A 24,318-nucleotide genomic window follows, 5' to 3' on the forward strand; every position below is an offset into this window, starting at 1 on the left:
AACCCTGCAAAAAACCAGATGGCCGGCGACTATTCCATAACGGGGCGCAGCCATTTTTGGGCATACTCATCTGACCATCCTTGCCTTGATTTATAATCCTCGTACTGGTCTTCCATGATTTTGCCGATGCCGAAGTATTGGCTCTGTGGATGAGAAAAATACCATCCGCAGACACTGGAAGCAGGATGCATTGCCAGAGATTCAGTGAGATCAATACCTATGTTATCGGTCACCGACATCAAATCAAATAATTTGATTTTTTCCGTATGATCCGGACAGGCCGGGTACCCCGGAGCGGGCCTGATTCCTGTATATTTTTCATGGATCAGATCATCCGCGCTTAGACGTTCGTCTTTATCATAACCCCAGAGCTCAGTTCTGGTTTTTTGATGCAGCATTTCCGCAAAAGCCTCAACCAATCTGTCTGAGAGTGCCTGTACCATGATCTTGTTATAATCGTCATGATCTTCAATAAACCGCTTTAAATGTGGCTCAATTCCGTGAATGGTGACAGCGAAACTTCCCAGATAGTCTTTACCATAACTGGCCGGCCGCAAGAAATCAGAAAGAGAAATATTAGGTTGGCCCGACGCTTTTTTGACCTGTTGACGAATAAATTGCAAAGTCGACTTTTTATCTCCCAGACTAACATTTACTGTGTCCGGCCCGGTTTTTTCAGCCTCCATAAAGGCGACCATTCCGTCTGCACGCAACCATCTTTCTTTGATAATGGTGTCCAGCATATCATTGGCATCATTATACACCTTGGTGGCTTCAATACCCACCACTTCGTCTGTCAGGATATCGGGAAAATTGCCATGAAGCTCCCAGCTGATAAAAAAAGGCTTCCAGTCGATAAAACTTCGAATTTCACGTAAATCATAGTCTTTGAAGAGTTTTGTTCCTATAAAAGACGGTATGGGCGGGGTATAGTTCGCCCAGTCTATTGCAACCGGATTTGCCTGGGCCTCAGCGAACGGAATGTATTTTTTTACCGGTTTTTTGTTTTCGAACTGATGCTTAAGTTTGATATAATCTTCTTTTGTCTTTAAGAGAAAATCTTCTTTTAGTTCGGGGTTAAAGAGTTGCCCGACCACCGTTACACAACGTGAGGCATCTAGTGTATGTATGACGCCGTGGTCATATTCCGGAGCGATCTTGACAGCCGTGTGAATACGTGAAGTGGTAGCACCGCCAATCAATAATGGAATGGTCATATTTCTACGCTTCATCTCTCTGGCAACCCCGACCATTTCATCCAGAGAAGGCGTAATAAGTCCGCTGACACCAACGATATCTACATTTTCTTTAATGGCTGTATCCAGCAATTTATCTGTCGGTACCATAACGCCAAGGTCCTGAACCTGATAACCATTGCATCCTAATACGACGCCGACAATATTTTTCCCGATGTCGTGCACATCCCCTTTTACGGTTGCAAGTAAAATCTTTGCGGCTCCCTGTTTTTTCCCTCCTTGCTCTTCAGCAGCCTTTAACTTCGCTGCCAATTGATCGATTTGTTCCAGCTTCTTTATGATAGCGGTTTCAATGCGTTCCGGGGTTTCTATCAGGTCTGTCTCGCTGAGGTGTAATAAATGGTAGCCACTGGTTTCTAATTGCTCCTCAATATGGCTTTCTATGTCTGTTTCTGCGTCTGATGTCTGGCTACTGTCCGCTGCAGGGTGTTCTGCTGAACCGGTTTTGATAATTAATGTCAGTTGAAATTTGATGGATACTGCATCAACAACGACTCCTGCAATATTTTGATGGATAAGAAAGTTCGCAGCGGCAAATTCGGGACTTGCAAGCAGTGAGGTCAATTTCTGCTGGACACCATTGATAGCAGTCGCTTCGGCTTTTGGCTCAGCCGGCTTGATCGTCAGTATATGATTAATCTTTTTTTCCTTTTCAATGAAGGGAAACAGATATGCCACACTTTTTTTCATTACGCGCGCACTTTTTACAACCTGTGGCAGGAACATCTTACCTGAACCAAACAGATCTCCGACGATATCCATTCCTACCATGAGCGGTCCTTCAATCACTTCCAGCGGGCGTGCATATTGTAGTCTGGCCTCTTCCGTGTCCTCGTCAATATAATCGGTAATCCCGTTGACTAGTGCATGGCTAAGTCTGTCCTGGACAGAAGTTTTTCGCCAGGCATCATCTTTTTTAATAACCTTACCTTTTGCTTTGACGGTTTCGGCAAAATTGATCAGTTTCTCGGTGGCACCATTGTCTTCATTATGTTGATTCAGGATGACTTGTTCTGCCAAGTCTCTGAGTACAGGTTCAATCTGATCATATACCACTAGCTGACCTGCATTGACAATACCCATATCCATTCCAGCCTTTACTGCATAGTACAAGAATACACTGTGCATGGCTTCCCTGACCGTTTCATTCCCTCTGAAAGAAAAAGACAGATTGCTGACACCCCCGCTTATTTTAGCCAGCGGGAATTTATGCTTAAGGATCCTGGTAGCCTCAATAAAATCAACCGCATAGTTATTGTGTTCTTCCAGGCCGGTGGCAATGGCGAATATATTCAGATCGAATATGATGTCCTGTGGCGGGAATCCGACTTGCTCAGTTAAGATCTGATAGGCCTTGGAACTAATCTCGACTTTTCTTTCCATAGTATCTGCCTGGCCCTGCTCATCAAATGCCATGACAACAACGGCGGCTCCAAAATTTCTACAAATACGGGCTTCCCGGATAAACTTCTCCACGCCTTCTTTCATGGAAATAGAGTTGACTATACATTTACCCTGTACGCATTTTAAGCCGGCTTCAATGATCTCAAATTTAGAGGAATCGATCATGATCGGGATCTTAGCAATCTCAGGTTCTGCCTGTACCAGATTTAAGAAAGTTGTCATAGCCGTCAGACTGTCCAAGAGTGCATCATCCATATTAATATCGATGACCTGGGCGCCATTTTCTACTTGATCCCTGGCGACGCTTAATGCCTCTTCAAAATTTCCCGCCCGGATGAGCCTCGCAAATTTTTTGGATCCTGTGACATTCGTTCTTTCGCCGATGTTGACAAAATTGGTTTCCGGGCGTATGGATAAGGGTTCTAGACCGCTGAGCTGTAAATAAGGTTTGAGCATGATGTATAGAAAACTAATTAGCGTAAAATGGGTGAAACTGCTTTGGCGCAGGCTTTGAAATCTTATTACAAAGTTGTCGCCACTTCCGGTTTTTTGCGTGGCTGAATTTCTCGAACAACGTCAGCAATATGCTTAATATGATCAGGAGTGGTTCCGCAGCATCCTCCTACGATGTTAACAAAACCTCCAGCCGCCCAGTGTTCAAGAAAATGTGCGGTTTCATGGGGTGTCTCATCATATTCTCCCATTGCATTGGGCAATCCCGCATTGGGATAGGCGGACGTATAACAGGCGGCGATTTGACTGAGTTCTTGAACATAAGGCCGCATTTCTGCCGCACCCAATGCACAGTTCAACCCGACACTCAGTGGATTGGCATGGCTGACAGAGATATAAAAGGCTTCCAGCGTCTGGCCACTTAATGTCCTGCCACTGGCGTCAGTAATGGTGCCGGATATCATAATCGGGAGTTCTTTGCGACCATCCTTTTGATAGAAATTCTTAATTGCATAGATCGCTGCCTTACAATTAAGCGTGTCAAATATAGTCTCTATTAATAGTAAGTCCACGCCTCCATCTGCGAGTCCCCTGATCTGCTCTTCATAAGCAGCTGCCACTTCGTCGAAACTGACGGCACGGTAACCGGGATTGTTCACATCCGGAGAGAGTGAAAGTGTCTTGTTTAATGGCCCGATAGCACCTGCAACATACACCTGGCCTTTACTTTTGCCTTCAGGCGTTTGTAGATATGTATTTACCGCGTTCCTGGCACATGTGGCCGCAGCCACATTGAGTTCGTAAGCGAGGCCACTCATGTCATAGTCAGCCTGCGCAATACTTGTGCTGCTGAACGTGTTGGTTTCGAGGATATCAGCGCCCGCATGGAGATACTGCAGATGAATCTCTTCAATAATGTCCGGACGTGTGATGCTGAGCAGATCATTGTTCCCTTTCACATCCAGATGCCACTCCTTAAACCTTTCTCCTCTAAAGTCTCCTTCACTGAGTTTATACCGTTGGATCATAGTGCCCATTGCACCGTCAATCACCAGAATCCTTTTTTTTAACGCATCTTCAATTAACATTTTAATCTTCTCTTTTTTATTGTGATAGCCAGCCACCCTCAACGCAACGTGTTAATGAATACTGGCTGCAAACAGATTTACTGTTGAAGCTATTGGAATCTAATAAAACGTTTGGGGTATTTTCTGTAAGAAGTGGAAGTACTCAACGTTTATTAGTTCTTTTATTCAGGCTGAACAATAAACAAATCTGCCTTAATCTATTTACCAGGATGGCATTTCTACAAAAAAAGTGACATCCAAGCTTATTTCTATGATGCAAAATTACGGAATGTCACTGAATAAATAAAATGGAAAATAGAAGCCTGTTTAAAAATATATTTCTTTGATCGTTAATAACTTAAGTAGCCTGTAGTGCGTTATTTTACATAGTTTTCAACCGGTAACCGGTTCATCATACTGCGGCCAAGGGTCATTTCATCGGCATACTCCAATTCTCCACCAAAAGCCACTCCCCTGGAGATGGTGGTGATTTTACAGGGGAGATGACGTAGTTTCTTCTGAATGTAGAATATGGTGGTATCTCCCTGGATATTGGGATTTAAGGCAAAAACAAGTTCTTCCACATCTTCCTGCTCCACTCTGTTAATCAACGAATCAATTGTCAGGCTATCGGGACCGACGCCATCCAGTGGTGAGATCACACCGCCAAGAACATGGTAAAGCCCGCTGAATTGTTGGGTGTTTTCTATGGCAATTACATCCTTAATAGACTCTACGACGCATACCAGTCTTTGATTACGCAGTTTGTTTTCACAGATCGCGCAAAGATCGTGATCACTTAGGTTATGGCAGCGACTACAAAACTTGATATCGCTACGCATTTTGGCGAGGGTTTCAGAAAACTGCCTGACCTGGCCTTCCTCCTGTTTCAAGAGATGGAGGACCAGCCTGAGTGCGGTCTTTTTACCGATGCCTGGAAGACCTGCAAAGGCATTGACGGCGTTTTCTAGTAAGGAAGATGGTAGCTGCATAATGATAATACGAAAGTACAAAGATACTGAATACCTATATTAACTAAACTAGTAGTGATGCAATTGGTAAGGGTCATCAGGATCCGGTTGGTTAGGGTCTTTCTTAAGGTAGATATCCCATTGGTTTTCTGTATCTGCGATAAATTTAAAGCTTCTTTTAATTGTAATACCTAATTCCGGCTGTCTCCGAAGCTGATAATTACCAGGTGTCCATTGCAAATCGCCATTGGTATCGTATAAAACTCTTAGGGTATAATCACCTGGCTCAAACCGTTCAATTCTGACTTGCCTGTTATCTCCAATGACTGCTGAATCTACAATTTTTTTATCCGATAAAATAAGTAGTACCGGATGCTTCGTGGTATCTACATCTGGGAACTTTAACTGTAGTGTAGCGTAATCGTGTTCGGTTTTAACCGTGAATTTAACCGTGTCTGCTTTGGCTAATTGCACTTTGAAACTGTCCGTCGCGGCCTCGATAGGAAGGATTAATGCAAATTCTTTTCCTTGGGAGGTATCCCAGGTTCGATTCATGATAAATCGACTATTTGTGGAATCCGTTGAATCTGGGACAATGGTAAAATTGTTGACGGGTACGAAATTGGTATCCGTCAGTTGAATCAACTCCGGTTTAAAGCTTTCCAAGGGCTTACTGAATTGCAGGGTTAATGGTTTTAACAGGCTTTGTTTGCCTTCTTCCAGATTCAAAGCTACCGTAAGCGGCTTTTTTGCGTCCTGCTCTTTTCTCTTTTCCCTTTGTTTTTCAGAAAGCTGAGCCGGTCTCTTACCCTCCTGCTCTTTTGGAAATGCTCTGAATGCGTATAAAGTAATACCGTTGTTGACAGAATCATTTTTAGTGGAGACAACACTGTCCATAAATGCAAAAACAGCGGTAGAGTCTCCATAGTTCTTCATGTATGAATTCTCTACTGCAAATAAATGATAATTTTCTTTAGGAAGAAAATGGAAAGCGAAACGGCCTAGACTGTCCAGACGCGCGTAATACCGCGGGCTATTCTTGAGGACAGCTGTATCCGACAGGTCTCTGTATAAAACCACCATCAAAGTACTGTCAATGGCACCATCTTCCGCCATAACGACCTTACCGGTTATTGAATCTGTATCCAGATGGTCTCCTGTACTGAATACATAAGTGAAGTTTCTAAGGGGGTTATTTTCATTCACATCCTGTATAGCATTGCCGAAATTATAAGAATAAGTTGTATTAGGTTCGAGGGTGTCTTTGATCTCAATGGTAACTTCTCTGAGTTTACCCTTTACATTCGGAATATTCTTGGCAACCGGCGAGACAATCAGGTTATTAAAAATATCCTGTACCTGTACATATTCATCAAAAGTTAAGACGATCGATTTTGCCTTGAAATTCAAGGTCGAATCCGCAGGTGTGGCAGACAGAAGTATGGGAGAAAGCGTATCTCTGGGTCCACCACCTGGGGGAACGATCACAGCGCAGCTATTGAGCTGCATGAGTATCCCTATCAGGATAAAAAAAGAAAAAATAACGGCTAATACTTTATTCATCTGTTTTAGAAGGGCTTTTGCCTAGTGACAAAAGTACCTCATTGACCGAACTTTAAAAAGGATTTAAAGCAAATTTGTGAACCAATCAGTGACCAGCAGAAAAGAAAAAAGTCAGCTTTTGGAAAATTGGTGCTGCCGATAACTTTTTTGGTCCAATATGCCTACTTCAATATAGGATGGATGATGTTTATCATGAAAAATTTTAATATTTGACGGCCTGAAGTCGCCCGCTTTTGCCTTATAAATATCTTCGAATACCTGTGGATTTCTGTCTACCAATGGAAACCAGGAACTTTGCACCTGAATCATTATTCGATGGCCCTTTTTAAAGGTATAAAGGATATCTGGCAGCGTGTATGATACCTCGGTAAGCTCGCCCGGAATAAACGCAACCGGCTCGGAGAAGCTTTTTCTGTATTTACCCCGCATTACTTCTGCCCTGACCAGAGATTGATAACCACTCATTTTCCCGTGGGCGCTATCGGGATAAACATCGATGATTTTGACGACAAAGTCAGCATCCGTTGTGCTGATACTGACACTTAGGTGTGCTTTTACCGGCCCAGCCAGGGTGGTATTTTGATTCAATACTGATGTCGTAAAGCTTAATACATCTTTTCTGTTAGTTGCAAAACGCTGATCATCAATCATATAAGTGATACCTCTATTTTTGCGCACCCCTCCTTGATAAGGTACTGGATGAGCCGGATCGGATGTATAGGATGAGTAACTGTTTGCTATATTGGGCGCCTGAGTGGTAATTTGCTTATCGGTATTAAGGTAAAGCTTGGTATTTTTTGCCGACTTGGTCGGCCAGGTTTCGAATGCATCCCAGCGATTAATGCCCACATCATAGAGAACAGCCTCCGGTAATTTGGGTTTAGGTCCGTCTTTTAGATAATATAGAAAAAACGGTAACTCGATATTTTGCTGGAACCAGGCACTTGTATTCGTGCCGAAGGCTATATCACCTAAATGATTCATCTCGGGACCCGCCCATCCCCCATGGTTCCATGGGCCCATGACAATTGTATTTGCATGACCCGGATTATTGTGTTCAATGGTCCTATAGGTCTCCAGGGTACCCCAGAGATCCTCGGCATCATACCACCCGCCTACTAATAATGTTGCCGGTTGTACGTTACGCATATGCTTTCTGATATCCCTGGCCTGCCACCAGCTATCATAGTTGGGATGCATCAGGACGGTGTCCCAGAATGGTACCCGATGTTGATAGTATTGTTTATTGACCTGGCTAATTGTGCCCAGCTTGAGGTAAAAGTCATAGACATCTTTTATCGGTAGCTTCAAGTCTGGTAGGTTATTCTTATTGGGTCCGTTGGTTGAATTGGCAAACCAGTAGTCAAAACCCATTTCATCCATAAGAAAAAAAGCACCTTTATGGTGGGTATCGTCTCCTAAAAACCAGTTGGTGACGGGTGCCTGAGGGGAAACGGCTTTGATGGCCGGGTGCCCTGCAAGGGCCGCATTGGTAGCAAAAAAGCCTGGATATGAAATCCCCCAGACTCCTACCCGGCCGTTGTTATGTGTCACATTATGAATCAACCAGTCCACAGCATCATAGGTGTCAGAGGATTCATCGTGTTGTAATCCCGTTTTATTTTCAATGAAAGGGGTAATCTCTGTCCAGTTGCCTTCACTTTGATATTTTCCACGGACATCCTGATAGACGAAGATAAATCCTTCTTTGGTAAAATCGGGTGAAGGCCCTAATCTGGAGGGAAACTTATTTTTACCATAGGGTCCGGCGGAATAGCAGGTTCTGTTCATCATGATGGGATAGGCTTTAGAGGTATCCTTTGGCGTATATACGGCGGTGTACAATTTTACACCATCACGCATAGGAATCATATACTCCGCTTTTGTATAATGACTGACTATATAGGTTTTGCCCACATCCGTTTGTCCCCATGTTAGTATGCTGGAAAAGGAGAGCGTAACCAGAAGTATGAGTTTATTATAAAGGTTTTTCATAATGATGAATTAAATGATAAAGTACAATTGCTGGTAATTTCCAAAAAGATCGATCAGTCTTTCGCTAATATTTCCTGGATTTTTTCACTGCTGACACCATTTGCAATGGCGATTTCCGCCAATAGCTTTGTCTGTTTAAATTCAAAATCAGTTCCTGAATTCCGTTCTCTAAAGGCATCTCTGATGCCAGCCTGAACAGCGGATTTGATAAGATAAAACAGGATGGCGATGAGTCCTATAGATAATAAAACTGTCCAAAGGATACGGCTAAGACTAAAGAATGAAGAAGACATAAGTTTGGTTTGAAGTTGAAATAAAGAGAATGCACAAGTCTCTGAAAGACAGATCAAATATAATGATTTGTGTTGAGATTGACGTCTGCATGGAAATAAAATAAGGCGTCAAGCAGTGATGCCGGCGCCTCATTTTAAATATGTTTCTGTCATTATAAACAACTAACCTGGTACCCTGGAGATGTATTTTTGAATCTCTTTGATCTGTGATACGACTTCCGGTGTCGTAGGGTTGCAGGCCTTTGCTTTACGAAAATAATCCTTTGCGGCCCGGAATTCCCTTTTATTCATCATAATCTGGCACATTCCCAGGTTTGCCACAGCTTTGCTTTCGTTATCCGGGATACCCATTTTTAAGGCGGCCCGCAGATATCCTTCGCCGGAACGCATATCTCCGCGCTGCATGGCCATCATCCCTAACTGTAATTTATTGGCACCTTCTGCTTCCGGCATCGCTGAACCAATGGAAGAAGACTTTTTGAGGTGCTTTTCTGCCTCGTCATAATCTTTATTCATCATGGCCAGATTGCCTTTTAGAGTAAAGTAGGTAGAACGTACAGGTTTGATCAACATTCCCGGAAACCATACAGAGTCAATAATTTTTTGCACCTCTTCCAGATTACCCTCTTCCATAGGCTTCTGCACCAGGCGAAGCGGCCCGATAAGGAAATGGCTTAATAATCCAATAAAACCTATAAAATAAAGGGGGAACATAGCCCAGAAGCCTACCTGGCCGGTGGCATTCAGGATAATGCCCACAGCAATCAGTAAAAGGCTTAACCAAAAACGATATTTTATTATTAAGTTATAAAATTTCATAAAGTGTTTTAATTGAGTTGCAAAGATAGGTTGTTTAATTTTGACCTCCGAATAATTCGAGATTTTTCCGTCTAATTTAAATAATTATTGATTTAGAACCCTTACATTTGCCCAACTTTTTTAGGTCTCGTAGTTCAATGGATAGAATAGGAGTTTCCTAAACTCTAGATACAGGTTCGATCCCTGTCGAGACCACTTTTACCGTTTTATTAGCTGAAATACCCACTATTGCTTCGGTTTGACTTCTCTACAACTAGTAAATTCATCCCCGAATAATCCGCAAATTCCCGAATAAGTGTTTTGGATCTTATACTCTATCAATAGAGTGTGTAATTATTGGCCCTTGCTCGACTTATCCATGCAAGCAGTTGGGCCAGTAAAATAAAAAACAGGGTAATACCAGCCACATACATCATAACCACGCCTCCTTCTCCCCCGTCTTCGTTGGATCCAGGAAAGGATAAGGATCCAGCCAATGACAGATGCTCTGATAAAGGTGTAAGTCGTCCAGAGAACCGGAAATATAAGCCACAATTGCGAATTACGGGAGCTGACGGAAAGCCTGAATAAACACCACATAATATAGGTGATAGCCGCAATGAAGTTGCTTTGTACAGTAAAATAACTGAATCTATTCCAGCCATCGCCGTGGGCGGTCAGGTCTCCCTTCCGCGCTCCAAAGCTCGATTGCTGGAACAGTAAATATTGCCATTACAATTAAAACAGCAGCATTTAACCATTTTATGTGTTGAGGGAGTGCTGTGTTTGTCATCGGTGTTGTGGAATTCGAATAACCAAATTTAAATCAAAAATTTCTGATATTTCCCCAAATCGTTTAGAAATGGAGGAATCGAACGCTTATTATATTGACAGACGATAGACAAGTCGAAACAGGGCGATTTACCTGTGAGGTTATTCATTTGCTTTGCCCCTGGGCTCCATTATATAGAAAATTTAATTATTATTTAATTATAAAATCAAAATATTTGATGATATTTATGCTCCGATTTGGTGTTTTATAACTGTTTATGGCGTTAAATAACCAATAATTATTGTATATTTAAGCGCATACCCTAGCTAAAATTGTTAACAAACATGGAAACCAGGAAAAACATACTTCCGGGTGTGAGGCCGATAAATGATAATAAGCGTATCAAGCAGCTGGCTACTATTGTTCATAATACCGGCAGATGGATGGATGTTCTTTATCATGAATGTAACGGTCTGTTTGGTAACATGAATTGGGTATCCAGAATCATGCAGGAAGAAGCGGAAGATCAGGACGTATTAGTCAAAGAAACCTTCGCAGAATTAAACCGACTCACCCAAAAAAACATCTATACCCTAAAGACAATTCATAGCTATATCGATATTATGAATACGGTAGCGAACACAAACGTGTCTTCAGGCGATTTGGTGATTCTAAGTGAAGCTATACTACTGACCTCAGTACCCGGGATGAAGCAGCTTGATATTCAATGTAGTGGATTGCCGTTGAAAGTTACCCGCACATTTGCAAAAGTTGTGGCGTTTTTATTGAATAAGGTGCTTGAGATATCTGAGCAGGCCGGATTTGACGGAGGAAGTATTAAAATAGTGTTTAACGATCAGAAACGGGCTTACCTATGTATCTGTATTTCAAGCTCAGCGTTATTTTGGCATCATGAATTATGGGAGCAGAACCTTTTATCTCCTTTACATGAGTTGCCGTCAGATCCTTCTAAATGGTCCGGACAAATATTTTATGAAATGCTGGCGCTTGTTGAGGGCAAAGTCGTGAGCGGCTGTACGCAACAACGAAATTTTACAACTGTGGGTCGTAAACCTCGGCTGGCTACAGAATTGATTCAAAGAGAGATCAGCCCACAGCATTTGGAGTTTTTGATCCCTTTCGGGCTGGGAAGGGCGTAAATTAAAAATAGGCAGATGGAGGAAAGGATATTGGTAGCTGATGACCACGGTATTGTGAGATATGGGCTGAGCATGATGATTCGGAAGCTCCGGCCTGGTGCTATAGTCGAAGACGCCTCAGATTATGCAAAAGTGATTGACATGGCGAAGAAAAATCCTTACGATTTATATATATTGGATGTGACGATGCCTAACGGTAATTTTTTAAATGCTTATAACTCACTTAAAAGAATTTCACCTGATTGTAAGATTTTGATCTTTTCTTCATTAGACGAAGAGGTTTATGCCATGCGATACATTGAATCCGGAGCGGATGGATTCTTAAATAAGCTGGCAACGGAGGGTGAAATGAAAGTCGCGCTGGAGAAAATTTTCAGCAATGGTAAGTATGTCAGCGACGCGGTAAAAGACTCCTTGGTATTTTATAAATCATCAAAGGGAAAATCCCGGCCATTGGATCAGCTGTCCAACCGGGAAATTGCCATTGCTAATATGTTGGTAATTGGAAAGAGTTTAAAGGAAATCTCCCAGGAGTTACATTTGCATGTATCGACTGTAAGTACCTATAAAACTAGAATATTTGAAAAGCTACAAATCCAAAACATACCGGATTTAATAAAGGTGTTGGATTTCAAATAGCTGATAATCAATATATTTATTGCCTTTTCGTAGTAAATTTACTACACAATAATTCAAGATTATCTACATCATATTGTAACTGAACCCTATATTTTTGCATTGGAAATGATTGAATGGAGCATTTTTGGCTTAAAAAGGCCGATAATCTAGTACCGGGTGAAGGACAACCAATATGATGTAAATACGCTAGACCCTTTCCCGATCCCGGTACTTTATTATTTAAAATGAAGGGTATAATGATAAAAAACAAACTCATTAACAATCAGGGGTACGGTTTTATAACAGTTATATTTTTAGTCTTGGCTCTTTCCTGTCTTTCCATTCTGGCCTTTGTTAGCCAGCGTGATTCGGATAAATTGGGCAAGACTGTAGAAGATCTTGCGCAAACCCGGTCAAGCATTGACCGGGTTGATGTAGCCATACAACTTTTATATGCAGCTGAGAACAATTGCAGAATGTATATTATCCAAAAGGATTCCACCTACGCTAAGGCTTATAAAGGGCAATTAATGGAAGTATCTGGTATTCTCGATTCCATTTCTGAGACGATAGGTGAAGGTCCGGGAAGCGTCGATATGGAACATTTGGTCGCTGATAAGACCCGAAGGACCAGTCAATATATTAATGCCCGTTTGTTGTTGGATTCATTGATACAGCTTGCCGGTAGCAAAGAAATGGCCAGCCGGTCACAAATCACGGAAACCAGATCGTTCAAAGCGCCTGCTCCAAAGGTGTCACTGGATACAATGGTGGAGCGCATAGCCAAGCCACAGGCTCCTAAAAGGAAGTTATTCAGAAGGATCGGTGATGCCATCTCTAATAAACAGAAAGATAACGAATCGGAATTATTGATAATCAGGCAGCATCAGCTTGACTCCGTTTATCAGAATAACCAGCGGACCATCATTAGAGCGTCAGCAGAGGCTTTGCAGGAGCAAGCCAGTTACTTTAAATCTTTGAAGGCTAAAGAACAGGCATTACTGACCGCCAATCACAATTTGTTGCAAGGGCTTCAATCAATTTTAACCTCACTTAAGTCTTCTATTTTACAACAGCAGTCTGAACGAAAAATGCTGTTAAGTCATAACGCATTTTCCATCACTAAAGATATTAAATTTGGCAATACGCTTTTGATCGTTTTTGGCCTTCTGTTGACCTTGATTATTATTTGGATATTGCAACGTCTGTTTGCAAATAGTAAGGCATTAAAAAAAGCTAAGGAAGAGGCTGAGGAATTTGCCCGGCTGAAAACTGAATTTGCCGAGACCATGAGCCACGAGATTCGTACGCCGTTGCATTCCATTACCAGTTTTGCAAATGAACTGTCTACAGATCATCAAAATGGCGACCAGTCAGAAGTAATCGATGCCATCAAGTTATCTTCCGGTATGCTGCTGTCCGTTGTGAATAATATCCTGGACTATACCAAGATGGAGAAGGGCAGGTTTAAACTGGCTGAGAGTCCCTTCAATCCAATGCTGGTCATTAAGGAAATCCTGTCTGGATTACGACTACAGGCTAAAAAGAAGAATATTCTTTTGGAGCAATATCTGGATCAGGCTATAGATACAGTGCTTATTGGAGACGCTTTTCAGTTAAGGCAATTACTTATAAATTTATTAAGTAACGCTATTAAGTATACTGATAAAGGCTCTATCCGGATAACCGCTTGCTTAAATCGGAAAGGTGCTGATAACTGCGTATTGGAGCTGGCCATTAAAGACACGGGAATTGGCATTGATGGGCCGGTCGACTATAAATCTGGCAGTTCTGTATTTGATGCTTATGTAACAGCGATTCATAGAAAGGAAATAAAAGAAGGAAGTACCGGGTTAGGATTAAGCATCGTTAAAAAAGTAGTAGAATTACATAAAGGTAAGATCGATGTCGAAAGTGTTGTTGGCAAGGGCACTACTTTCTATATCGATCTTACTTATAAAGCAAGCCGGACTGCTAAACCAAAAAAACATACGCCCCCTAGGGAAAGTGCCGTTGATATGCCCATTCTTCCTTCAGAAACTGAAATAAGAATAAGTCATAAAAGCATACCGGCAGAAAAAAGAATTCAACAAGATCAGTTGGCTTCGAGATCAAGGGTTCTGGTGGTTGACAATGATCTGCTCAACCGAACTTATATTACAATGCTGTTAAAAAGAAAAGGCTTTAATGTAACGGAGGCGGATAGTGCAATAGTTGCGCTTGAAAAGTATGAACATCACGTGTTTGATTTGATTATAACTGATATATCGATGCCTGAAATGAGCGGTTATGCACTAGCAGAGGCTATTCGAAGACATTCCGGAACCGGCTGTTCGACCCCGATCATTGGTGTCAGCGGACAAAAGCCACGTATCACCGGTAATGGCCAGCCTAGTGTTGAGAATTTCAACGGTTGGCTTATAAAACCTTTTGAACCTAAAGAGCTTTACGAACTGGTAAATGAATTAATTGATGGCACAAAGTAAGGCAAATTTGGCTAGTTATCTATAAAATACTTCAATCAATCCAACCCTAACAACCGATCTTTTAATCTTTAAACCAACATGCTACCGGACAGGTCTTTCCGGCCAAAACGAAGATGAGCGTATCATCTTAGAGAAAACACTACTCAATAATGAATTAGTCGGCTACGTGTTTACCCTTCACTTTTCAGACTAATGACCGGTTTATCAGAATATTAATATGGGCCGATAGTGTCGCCGGCAGCATGTATAGCATGCTGCATGCGGATGCTTTATGCCTTAGAACAACAACAACAACAACATGAAAAAAAAATCTACTTCTACTTCAAGAAAGGTGCCTAATTATGGCCGAATTCTTGCCCGGGTCCTTGCTTTCGGGATGCTACTGACGTACCTAAACTCGCGGGCACAGTTTACCATTAAAAATAACCTGAAAGGCAGTAGTGCCGGAACTGATATTATTTTTGGCGGGTCACCGGCCGCTTATCTGACCTCCGGAATAGATGACCCCATTGACAATGGTTGGCTCAGAGTAACTAAAGCTGCTTATCAACAAAAAGGATACGCCTATATCAATAAGAGTTTCCCCTCCTCTTTGGGCGTTTTTATAGATTTTGAATACACGTCCTGGAGAAATGCCCAGGCGCAATATGGAGGCGCGGATGGCTTTTCCGTTTTCCTGTTTGATGCAAAATATGGCCCCGGCAGTTTTGAATTGGGCGGGTACGGCGGATCACTCGGGTACGCCAATTATAAAAAATCAGGAGAATCTTCCATTGGGGGGCTGAAAGGTGGCTATCTGGGTGTAGGGATTGACGAATATGGCAATTTCTCCAACCCCACCGAAGGACGTGTTGGAGGTGTTGGGTTTAAGCCGAATTCGATTGTGTTAAGAGGGCCGACTACCAATGACAGTAAGACAACCAACAGATACCTGTCAGGAACACAGCTGAACAATGACAGGCGTGTCGACTATGGTACAATCGTAAGTAAGCGACCCGCTTCCAGTAGTTTTTATAGAAGAGTGCAAATTCAGATAGATCCTACCAGTGATGGAAAGTACAGGATTCAGGTTCGCTGGGCTACCTCCAACGGCGGCGCATTCACCAAGCTATTGGATTATGTGACCACAGACGCACCTCCCGCAAGTATGAAAGTAGGGTTTGCTGCTTCCACCGGGCAAGGATTTAATTATCATGAAATCCGTAATTTAATGGTAACCACTCCTGGAGGTGTACGGCTCGATAAACAGGTAAATAAAACCAGTGTAGCGGTAGGAGAACAATTAAGGTATTCTGTGAATATCTACAACGCCACGACGGCTGATTTAAACGATTTAATACTGACTGATACCCTGCGTGACGGGGCAGGTAATTTCCTGCCGCAGGATGCATATACGCTGGACAGCATCGTCTTTGATGCACGCAACAATACCAAAAATGTGCTTATCTCCAGCACGACAGATGGTGCCACACTAAAGGCGCATCTGAATATGGGGGCCGCAACTTTGGATAACAGCACTGAGGCCACACTGACTGCTTATGTTACCGTTAAGAAAAGGCCTGCAGGTGGCATCATTACAAATTCGGCTTATATTGATGCGAGCAAATCAGGTATTACGGATGAAGACCTGACGAATAATTATGCTGTGGTCAGTTCAAGAGTTATCAGCACCAATCTTAGTGTTGAAGCAGATCATCAGGATATATTTTATCAGGGAGATGCAGTTGATGAAATTTACCTGAATGTGAAAAATAATGGCCCGGACGCTACAGGCACAACAACAGAGATTACTGACACGCTGCCCGCCGGCTTGCAATTTGTCGGTGCTGAAGGAGACGGATGGGTCATTACAGAAGATAATGGTATTGTAAAAGCAATATATAACGGATCGGTTGATGCGGCAGGCGTATACCCTCGATTGACACTTAAGGTAAATGTGGCAGAGGATGTGGCTGGTAGCCAGATACATAAGGGGTGTGTGCGCATTTCTACCGATCTGGACACTGCAGACAATAAATACATTGACCCGATTAATATTAACAGGTTTACCACCGGAGAAGTTGGAAATGACCAGACGATTAGTGCCGGTACCGTGCCTGATCAGCTTTCAGAAATTATGCCCGCTAGTACGACTACGAATGCGCCCATTACGCATCAATGGCAAAGCAGCATGGATGGCGTTAACTGGCAGAATATAGACGGGGCGATTAATGCGTCTTATCAGCCAACATCTTCGCTTACGGCCACGACCTACTACCGTAGACTGGATAATGTCAGTGATCGGAAGCAGGCGCCTGTCCCGTCTAATATCACTACGGTAACTGTTAAAGAAACGACACTGGCTATAGTATTGAAGCGCTTTGAAGGCAGCAGCAACAATGGCGTCAATCTGCTGGATTGGACTACTGCCTCTGAAGTAGATAATAAAGGTTTTGAGATCTACCGAAGTACGGATATGGGTGTTCACTGGAGTAAAGTTGGATTTATTGAGAGCAAAGGACCTTCCACCCATAGTACAGTTTACCATTATGAAGAACCGGCGCCCGTGGGTCTATTTGAAACTCAGTACAAGCTCAATGTGGTGAATAATGATGGGAAGGGTGTCTGGAGCGGGATTGTTTCTATTAGATCTGCGAAGGATGCAGCCGTGAAGCTTTATCCGAATCCTGCTCATGATTATATCTATATAGGTGGCATTACAGGAACAGCAACTGTGTTTGATTTTGCTGGCAGACAGGTATTAAGAACGAATATAACCAGCGATGATCAAACTGTAAAAGTACCGATCCAGAATCTGGCAAAAGGTATTTATTTTGTTCGGATTGGCGGTCGGCAATTTAAATTTATTAAACAGTAAAGACTTATTACCCTGTTGTTTTTGCCGCGCCATAACGCATGATTTTGAGGAAGGAGCATCCCTGCAAAGAGTGATTTGCGGGGATGCTTTCATCTGGGCTTGTATTGTATTGCCAAAGTGGCCTGAATAATGATTATTTTGTTACAGTAATGCGTATCTTTGATTGGTATATATTTCCCTCAAATCAAATCCTCCAGTTCATGCTTAACAATACGACGGGCGATCCTAATCAAAGACCTATGGAACAAGCTGCTATCCAGAAAGGGTTTCAGCTTGTCAACGGCCTGAATATGTATTATGAAATACATGATGCACGTCCGGATCAAAACAAAGGAGTGCCGCTTGTCTTAATTCACGGAGGAGGCTCTACAATTGATTCATCCTTTGGCCGGATATTACCCAAACTTGCTATAACCAGGAAGGTAATCGCTTTGGAATTGCAGGCTCATGGTCGAACAGGGGATAGAAACAAGTCACTTAGTTTTGAACAGGATGCTGCTGACGTCGCTGAATTGCTTTGTGCGCTGGATATTGCCAAAGCCGATTTATTCGGGTATAGCAACGGCGGTCAGACAGCTTTACAGATAGCATTAAGTTATCCTGACCTTGTTCACAAACTCATACTGGCTTCTATCTTCTATAAGCGAAGTGCGGCATCGGACGATTTCTGGGACGGGTTTAATGGCGCGACACTGGAAACGATGCCCCTTACATTGAGAGAGGCGTTCTTAAACGTGAACCCTGATAGCCAGGCACTTCAAAACATGTTTGATAAGGATGTCAGCCGCATGAAGCATTTTAAAGAATGGTCAGATGATCAAGTCCGGATGATTCGCGCAAAGACCCTGATCGTTCAGGGCAATGTTGATGTTGGAAGTCTGGATCATGCCCTGGAGATGCACCGCAACATTATAAACAGCGAGCTCGTTATATTACCAGGTGCTCACGGTAATTATATGGGGGCCATCGAGTTCTTAGCTGAAGGCAGATGGACTATGCCCTACTTTGCCGATTTGTTAATAGAATTTCTGGATCGAACCTGATAAAACTCAGTAACAATGTCTGTTTCTAACTGACTCTCTTTCCTTCCAGCAATAATTCCAACGCATGCTCAAACGTCCCGGCTGCTGTAATTTCACCAGCGTTAACAAAAAAGATTTCATCTGCGTTTTCAATGGTATTGAGCCGGTGTGCAATGATGATCCTGGTCGTACTACCGGGTAATTTCCTTAAGATATCACTGAGTAGCTGCTCTGTAACGGTGTCGATATTAGCCGTAGCTTCATCAAGAATCAATATTTCAGGTTGCCTGATCACAGCTCTGATAAAGGCGATCAGCTGTTTCTGCCCTAAACTAATATCATCTCCTGCGCCGTTAAGTGTTGTATCTAACCCCTTTTCAAAACGCATCAGGAGCCCAGACAGCCCCATCCTTTCCATAAGCCTGGTCAGTTCAATGTTATCCAGGTTTTTATATTGGTCATTACCATATAGAATATTGTCTCTCAGTGTTCCGGAAAATAAAAAAGGCTCCTGTAGGATAAAGCCGATCTTGGCGGTCCGTTGATTTGCTGTATAACTGCGAATGTCTCTCCCGTTTAAAAGTACAAGGCCAGAGGTGGGGTCATAGAGCCTTGCGATCAGAGAAGCCGTGGTGGTTTTGCCACCGCCGGTTGGGCCCACCAGTGCATAGGTCTTACCCTGCTCCATAGAAAAATTAATATGATGCAGTACTTTCTTGCCGCCCGGATATTCAAAATCCACATCCTTAAAGTTAATAACAGGAGTTCCTGCTATGGATATGTCGCTACCGGTGGCCGCCTGCGTTTCATTTAGTTCAATTAAATCGGGTTCCAGCTCCAAGATGACCGATATTCTATCCCAGGCAGCCATCGCAGTCTGAAAGCTGGCCCAGAGCGCTGCCAGCTGACGAAGTGGTTGATAAAAGTTCTGGGCATAGGCGATAAAACTGATTAGCAGGCCAATGGTAAATTGTCCCTGGGCAATCAGGTAGATGCCAAAGGTTAATACAATTAACTGCGCCAGGTTTGAAAACAGGGCAAAAACCGGGACAAAGACGCTATTGGCTAGTCCGGCATGCAAGGCCGCCTGGTAGTTTTCATGGTTCGCTTTCTGAAAGCGCCGGCGAAAATAATCTCTCCTGTTAAAGGCAATAATGGTCTTAAAATTATGCAGGCTTTCCTGGATTTCTCCGCTTAATCCGCCAGAGCGGTTCAGGCTTTTAGCGTTCTTTCTTTTGACCCAGGGAGAGACCAGTAGTACAAACACTAAAATGAATACACCCGGTATCAGTGTCGCACCTCCCAGCTCGGGGTTGATACTTAGCAGAAAGATCATTGCGCCTGTCATCGCAAAGACACTATCCACAAAACGCATCAGGGATTGTGAAAAGAATTGATTGACTTTATCTGTATCACTATTGATTCGGGCAATCAGGTCCCCTGATTTATTTTGATTAAAAAAGCTTACGGGAAGTGCCTGTAGTTTACCGAAGACCTCATTGCGAAGACTATACAGCATACGTTGCCCGATGCTGCCCATGACTTCTGTCTGCAGATACTCTGTCCAGGCCCAGATCAGATACAGTATAAATAGGATACCGCAATAAACCATTAATCCGTGATATTGACCCGTCTGTATATAATGATCAATCGTATAACCAATCAGGTAAGGTGTGAGCATGGTAATCCCGGAATTCAGGAGCATGACCAGCAAAGCTTTAACCAGCTGCTTGCGTTCGGGCCGGAGAAACTGTAGCATTTTCTTTAAAGCAGCCTTGGTAGAGCTCTTGGGTGCCTGACTTAAATCGTAATTCATGTATCAAAAATTAAATAGCTTCAATAGATAATAATACCCAACGCCTGTACCCCGAGTTTTAGGAAACCGGTTCGTAGGCATTAAGGCTTTGTTGAGACCGGAAAATCTGTACATATTCCGGTGAGGATTTCATGAGCTGTGCATGGGTGCCCTTGCCAATTACCTCTCCTTCCATTAAGAGGACGATTTGCTCATAATCCATAATGGGTGCCAGGTTCTGAGTAATGGATACCAAGGTGATACCCGGGTATGCCCGGGTGACATTGTTCCAGATTTTCTGCTCCGTCTGTTTATCGACTCTGGCTGTAAATTCGTCAAGGAGTAGGATTTTTGGGCCGCCTGCCAGTGCCCTTGCCAGCATCACTCTTTGTTTCTGCCCCCCCGAAAGACTGCCCCCTCTTTCAGAAACAATGGTATCTAATCCTTCAGGAAGTGATTGAATAAAATCACCCAGTTCCGCAACTTCAATTGCTTTTCGCATTTCCTCTGGAGTAACGTCTGCATTAAAGGCGATGTTTTCCCTGAGGCTCATATTGAAAATAACCGCATCCTGAAACACCAGTCCGATCTGTCTGAGCAGCACTTCCTGATCATACTGTTCAATTGCAACACCATCATAAAGAATCCTACCGTTATCCGGATGGATCAGTGTTGTGAGGGCATATAGCAGCTGGGTTTTTCCAGCCGCTGTTGGTCCGATGATAGCCGTTCTGGAGCCTGCCTTAATCGATATGGAAACATCTTTTAGTGCTTTTTTGTCCCCGAAGTTCAAGGAAAGGTGCTGAATATCGATATTTCCTTCGAGTGTTTTATTATAATTACCACCTTCTTTTTCCTCGGGTGCTTCGAGTATCTGTATGATTCTGCCATAAGATGCTGATGCTCTGGCAATGATATTACTCATAAATCCGATGATCAGAATAGGGAAGATTAAAATAGCGATATAACTGTTAAATGCAGCAAATTCCCCGAGTGTCATCGTTTGGGAAATCACAAAGTGCCCCCCCATCCCCAATACAATTAGCCTGGCCATATTAGCTGTAAACACGATAACAGGGATGAGCAGTGCAAAAAGCCTTAGAATGGACAAGCCCAGATTTTTTGCTTCGCCACTCGCTTCGGTAAACTTGTAATATTCCGGCAACTGGGCATTCAGTACGCGAATAAGGGCAGAGCCGAGGATCGCCTCACTGATGACTCGGTTAAGTTTATCCAACACCTCCTGAGAGCGTTTAAACAACGCTTTTACTTTTTTGAATACCAGAAAAAAAGCGCCCCCGATGATCGGAATCACCAGTAGTACCAAAAGCCCCAGTTTCCAGTTGATATTGATCAGCAGGATAGCTGCTCCGATGATCAGTACCAGAGAAGATACAATAGAAACGATCGCTTGTGATACAAAAGTTTTGACCGCATCCACGTCTGATGTCAGGTTGGTCAGAATCTTGCTGGGCGTGACGGCCTGAATCTGCTTATATGAATGACGGGAGACTTTGTCTGCCAACTGCCGCCTGAGGTCCCGGGCCACCTTCTCGGAGGCATAGGTTTGGATGATGCTCTGCAGGTAGCTAAAAATAAAAATACTCACAGTAGCTGTCAGAAAGACCGCGAGTATATCTGAAAGCTGATAGGTGTGATGGGTGAAGTTGTCAATACCTTTTTCAATTATTTTAGGTATAACCAGGTTGAGCATATTACTGAGCAGGGCAAAAATCAGCAGCCCTGCAAGTAGACCTTTGTAGGGCTTTAATACCTTGAATATATTTGCTTTGGGCTGGCCGTTTTGAGAACGACCCCTAGGAGAGGATGTTTGCTTTTTCATCGTAGGGGCAAAAGTACAGGAAATGGAGGCTATTTTCTGCCTGGTTTTCGACAAACCGGGGCAGGTAGTCGGTAAAGCTCTGAATCAGCAGCCGACAAGCATAAATTCGGTGTTTTTAGCAGTCTGATCCTTAGGGAGTGTTGCCATGACGATAATTTTTAGTTTTGACTGAAAACCAATCGACCATTCACTGTTGATTTCTGGAATTTATTACTATATTTGCGTCTCAAATTTTAATATCGTGGCTACAAATACTCAATTTTCGAAGGAAACCTATTTGTATTGGTATGAACTGATGCAACTTATCCGCCAGTTTGAGCTTAAAGCGGAGGAAAAGTATAAAATGGCAGGGAAAATCCGCGGATTTTTTCATGCCTATGTGGGACAGGAAGCAATTGCTGCAGGCTGTATGACAGCTACTCGCCCCGAGGATCCATTTATTACGGCTTATCGTGATCATGGCCTGGGTATGGCTAAAGGTATTACACCTAATGAAGCCATGGCTGAATTGTATGGTAAAGCTACAGGTTGTGCTAAAGGGAAGGGAGGTAGTATGCACTTTTTCAGTAAAGAACATCATTTCTTTGGCGGCCACGGAATCGTAGGTGGTCAAATTGGTGTTGGTGCGGGATTAGCATTTGCTGAACAATACCGTGGTACCGATAATGTTGTACTTTGTTTCTTTGGAGACGGTGCAGCCAGACAAGGTGTTCTACATGAGACTTTTAACCTGGCTATGTTATGGAATCTACCGGTTATTTTTATTTGTGAGAACAACCACTATGCCATGGGTACTTCCGTGGAAAGAACATCTAATGTGCTGGATATCTATAAATTAGCAGATGGGTTTGAAATGCCAGGTGATTCTGTTGATGGTATGAATCCCGAAAATGTCCATGAAGCGGTTTCCAGAGCTGTAAAACGTGCCCGTGAAAAAGGTGGTCCTACCCTCTTGGAAATCAAGACTTACCGATATAAAGGACACTCAATTTCAGATCCGGGAAAATACCGCACAAAAGAGGAACTGGAAGAATATAAATCCAAGGATCCGATTTTGCTTATTTTGCATAAAATCCGGGAAAAAGCAATTGCCACAGACGAGGAGATCGCAGCTATCGACAAACGTATTGAAGATGTCGTAGAAGCAGCCGTGAAGTTTGCTGAAGAGAGCCCGTTCCCAGATGCCAGTGAAGTACTGAAAGATGTTTATGCGGATCCTAATTATGAATTCATAACAGACTAACATCATATTAAAAATCAAGACAATTTATGGCTTACAATCAGGCAAAAAGCAGTACGGATCTGACTTCGTTTTGGTATAAAAACCAAAAAACGATATTGACGGTCGTTGCGATTATTATTATTGCCATTTTGGGCGTGATTGCCTACAAGGCCTTTATCCAGGGGCCAAAGGAGGATCGCGCTAATGAGCAGTTATCAACTGTACAGGCTACTTTTCAACAGGCCGCTTTCTCGCCGACGTTGGATACGGCTGCCTATAAGGCCGTGCTCAATGGTAATGGTAAAGGTGGCGGAGCATTAGGGATCATAAAAAGTTACAGTGGTACCCCTGCCGGTAACCTGGCAAAGTATTATGCCGGAGCAGCTTATTTGCACATTGGGGACTTCCAGAGCGCTGTAAAATATCTGAAAGATTTCAAAACGGAGCAGAAACAAATCCAAATGATGGCTTATGGCGCTTTGGGTGATGCTTATAGCGAGTTGAAGCAAAACAATGCAGCTATTGACAGTTATAAGAAAGCGGCTTCAACGTTTGAAGATGACGCTGTCAACGCTTCTGAATATCTTTTCAGGGCAGGTCTTTTAAGTGAACTGGCGGGCCAGAAAAATGACGCCATCACTATTTATAAAAAATTAAAGGATGAATTCCCGAACACGGTTAAAGGTACCCAGGCTGAAAAGTACCTGAACCGTTTGGAGTTACAGCCTACAAACTAATAGACG

The 24,318-nt window shown here is 43.0% G+C and carries 16 protein-coding genes and 1 tRNA gene; 8 read left to right on the top strand and 9 right to left on the bottom strand.

Annotated elements, in window-relative coordinates:
• Window positions 1–29: 29 nt before the first annotated feature.
• The 7 genes from K9M52_RS17180 to K9M52_RS17210 form a co-directional block, all read right to left on the bottom strand.
• The gene (locus tag K9M52_RS17180; RefSeq protein ID WP_224069670.1) at window positions 30–3,116 is read right to left on the bottom strand and encodes a vitamin B12 dependent-methionine synthase activation domain-containing protein; all 3,087 of its coding nucleotides are present in this window, start codon (window positions 3,114–3,116) and stop codon (window positions 30–32) included.
• Between the two features lie 65 nt (window positions 3,117–3,181).
• Complete coding sequence (locus tag K9M52_RS17185; protein WP_224069671.1) at window positions 3,182–4,201, bottom strand: homocysteine S-methyltransferase family protein; 1,020 nt, start codon at window positions 4,199–4,201, stop codon at window positions 3,182–3,184.
• A 356-nt stretch (window positions 4,202–4,557) separates the two neighbouring features.
• Window positions 4,558–5,172, bottom strand: a complete 615-nt coding sequence (recR, locus tag K9M52_RS17190) for a recombination mediator RecR (RefSeq protein WP_262902410.1) — start codon at window positions 5,170–5,172, stop codon at window positions 4,558–4,560.
• Between the two features lie 48 nt (window positions 5,173–5,220).
• Window positions 5,221–6,714, bottom strand: coding sequence for an Ig-like domain-containing protein (locus K9M52_RS17195; protein ID WP_224069672.1), 1,494 nt, complete (start codon window positions 6,712–6,714; stop codon window positions 5,221–5,223).
• 111 nt (window positions 6,715–6,825) lie between these two features.
• On the bottom strand, window positions 6,826–8,709 hold the full coding sequence (locus tag K9M52_RS17200) for a CocE/NonD family hydrolase (RefSeq protein WP_224069673.1): 1,884 nt from the start codon (window positions 8,707–8,709) through the stop codon (window positions 6,826–6,828).
• Between the two features lie 53 nt (window positions 8,710–8,762).
• Window positions 8,763–9,002 carry a hypothetical protein gene (locus K9M52_RS17205; RefSeq protein ID WP_224069674.1) on the bottom strand — a complete coding sequence of 80 codons (240 nt, stop codon included), beginning with the start codon at window positions 9,000–9,002 and terminating at the stop codon, window positions 8,763–8,765.
• Between the two features lie 162 nt (window positions 9,003–9,164).
• On the bottom strand, window positions 9,165–9,821 hold the full coding sequence (locus K9M52_RS17210) for a tetratricopeptide repeat protein (RefSeq protein WP_224069675.1): 657 nt from the start codon (window positions 9,819–9,821) through the stop codon (window positions 9,165–9,167).
• Between the two features lie 123 nt (window positions 9,822–9,944).
• Between K9M52_RS17210 and K9M52_RS17215 the strand changes: the two genes are divergently transcribed.
• From K9M52_RS17215 to K9M52_RS17240, 6 genes are all read left to right on the top strand, one after another.
• A tRNA-Arg gene (locus tag K9M52_RS17215) sits at window positions 9,945–10,016 on the top strand.
• A 900-nt stretch (window positions 10,017–10,916) separates the two neighbouring features.
• The gene (locus K9M52_RS17220) at window positions 10,917–11,732 is read left to right on the top strand and encodes a hypothetical protein (protein WP_224069676.1); all 816 of its coding nucleotides are present in this window, start codon (window positions 10,917–10,919) and stop codon (window positions 11,730–11,732) included.
• Between the two features lie 15 nt (window positions 11,733–11,747).
• Entirely contained in the window at window positions 11,748–12,371 is a 624-nt protein-coding gene (locus tag K9M52_RS17225) for a response regulator transcription factor (protein WP_224069677.1), read from the top strand.
• A gap of 236 nt (window positions 12,372–12,607) precedes the next feature.
• Window positions 12,608–14,836 (top strand): ATP-binding protein, encoded by a 2,229-nt coding sequence (locus tag K9M52_RS17230; RefSeq protein ID WP_224069678.1) that lies wholly within the window; start codon window positions 12,608–12,610, stop codon window positions 14,834–14,836.
• Between the two features lie 298 nt (window positions 14,837–15,134).
• Window positions 15,135–17,693 (top strand): T9SS type A sorting domain-containing protein, encoded by a 2,559-nt coding sequence (locus K9M52_RS17235; protein WP_224069679.1) that lies wholly within the window; start codon window positions 15,135–15,137, stop codon window positions 17,691–17,693.
• 200 nt (window positions 17,694–17,893) lie between these two features.
• Window positions 17,894–18,736, top strand: a complete 843-nt coding sequence (locus tag K9M52_RS17240) for an alpha/beta fold hydrolase (RefSeq protein WP_224069680.1) — start codon at window positions 17,894–17,896, stop codon at window positions 18,734–18,736.
• Window positions 18,737–18,761: 25 nt separating this feature from the next.
• On the opposite strand, the gene K9M52_RS17245 is transcribed toward K9M52_RS17240, so the two are convergent.
• Both K9M52_RS17245 and K9M52_RS17250 read right to left on the bottom strand, forming a co-directional pair.
• On the bottom strand, window positions 18,762–20,531 hold the full coding sequence (locus K9M52_RS17245; protein ID WP_224069681.1) for an ABC transporter ATP-binding protein: 1,770 nt from the start codon (window positions 20,529–20,531) through the stop codon (window positions 18,762–18,764).
• A 58-nt stretch (window positions 20,532–20,589) separates the two neighbouring features.
• Window positions 20,590–22,353, bottom strand: coding sequence for an ABC transporter ATP-binding protein (locus tag K9M52_RS17250; protein ID WP_224069682.1), 1,764 nt, complete (start codon window positions 22,351–22,353; stop codon window positions 20,590–20,592).
• 241 nt (window positions 22,354–22,594) lie between these two features.
• Here K9M52_RS17250 and pdhA point away from each other — a divergent pair, with 241 nt between their 5' ends.
• Together pdhA and K9M52_RS17260 are read left to right on the top strand one after the other, a co-directional pair.
• Window positions 22,595–23,596, top strand: a complete 1,002-nt coding sequence (gene pdhA / locus K9M52_RS17255) for a pyruvate dehydrogenase (acetyl-transferring) E1 component subunit alpha (RefSeq protein ID WP_224069683.1) — start codon at window positions 22,595–22,597, stop codon at window positions 23,594–23,596.
• A 26-nt stretch (window positions 23,597–23,622) separates the two neighbouring features.
• The gene (locus K9M52_RS17260; RefSeq protein ID WP_224069684.1) at window positions 23,623–24,312 is read left to right on the top strand and encodes a tetratricopeptide repeat protein; all 690 of its coding nucleotides are present in this window, start codon (window positions 23,623–23,625) and stop codon (window positions 24,310–24,312) included.
• Window positions 24,313–24,318: the final 6 nt, after the last annotated feature.

The organism is Arachidicoccus terrestris (assembly GCF_020042345.1).
Lineage (GTDB): Bacteria > Bacteroidota > Bacteroidia > Chitinophagales > Chitinophagaceae > Arachidicoccus > Arachidicoccus terrestris.

Coding starts and splice junctions, on each gene's coding strand:
- K9M52_RS17225 (WP_224069677.1), top strand. CDS start 11,748: ATGGAGGAAAGGATATTGGTAGCTGATGACCACGGTATTGTGAGATAT.
- K9M52_RS17230 (WP_224069678.1), top strand. CDS start 12,608: ATGATAAAAAACAAACTCATTAACAATCAGGGGTACGGTTTTATAACA.
- K9M52_RS17200 (WP_224069673.1), bottom strand. CDS start 8,709: ATGAAAAACCTTTATAATAAACTCATACTTCTGGTTACGCTCTCCTTT.
- K9M52_RS17245 (WP_224069681.1), bottom strand. CDS start 20,531: ATGAATTACGATTTAAGTCAGGCACCCAAGAGCTCTACCAAGGCTGCT.
- K9M52_RS17195 (WP_224069672.1), bottom strand. CDS start 6,714: ATGAATAAAGTATTAGCCGTTATTTTTTCTTTTTTTATCCTGATAGGG.
- K9M52_RS17180 (WP_224069670.1), bottom strand. CDS start 3,116: ATGCTCAAACCTTATTTACAGCTCAGCGGTCTAGAACCCTTATCCATA.
- K9M52_RS17235 (WP_224069679.1), top strand. CDS start 15,135: ATGAAAAAAAAATCTACTTCTACTTCAAGAAAGGTGCCTAATTATGGC.
- K9M52_RS17185 (WP_224069671.1), bottom strand. CDS start 4,201: ATGTTAATTGAAGATGCGTTAAAAAAAAGGATTCTGGTGATTGACGGT.
- K9M52_RS17220 (WP_224069676.1), top strand. CDS start 10,917: ATGGAAACCAGGAAAAACATACTTCCGGGTGTGAGGCCGATAAATGAT.
- K9M52_RS17260 (WP_224069684.1), top strand. CDS start 23,623: ATGGCTTACAATCAGGCAAAAAGCAGTACGGATCTGACTTCGTTTTGG.
- K9M52_RS17205 (WP_224069674.1), bottom strand. CDS start 9,002: ATGTCTTCTTCATTCTTTAGTCTTAGCCGTATCCTTTGGACAGTTTTA.
- recR (WP_262902410.1), bottom strand. CDS start 5,172: ATGCAGCTACCATCTTCCTTACTAGAAAACGCCGTCAATGCCTTTGCA.
- K9M52_RS17210 (WP_224069675.1), bottom strand. CDS start 9,821: ATGAAATTTTATAACTTAATAATAAAATATCGTTTTTGGTTAAGCCTT.
- K9M52_RS17250 (WP_224069682.1), bottom strand. CDS start 22,353: ATGAAAAAGCAAACATCCTCTCCTAGGGGTCGTTCTCAAAACGGCCAG.
- K9M52_RS17240 (WP_224069680.1), top strand. CDS start 17,894: ATGCTTAACAATACGACGGGCGATCCTAATCAAAGACCTATGGAACAA.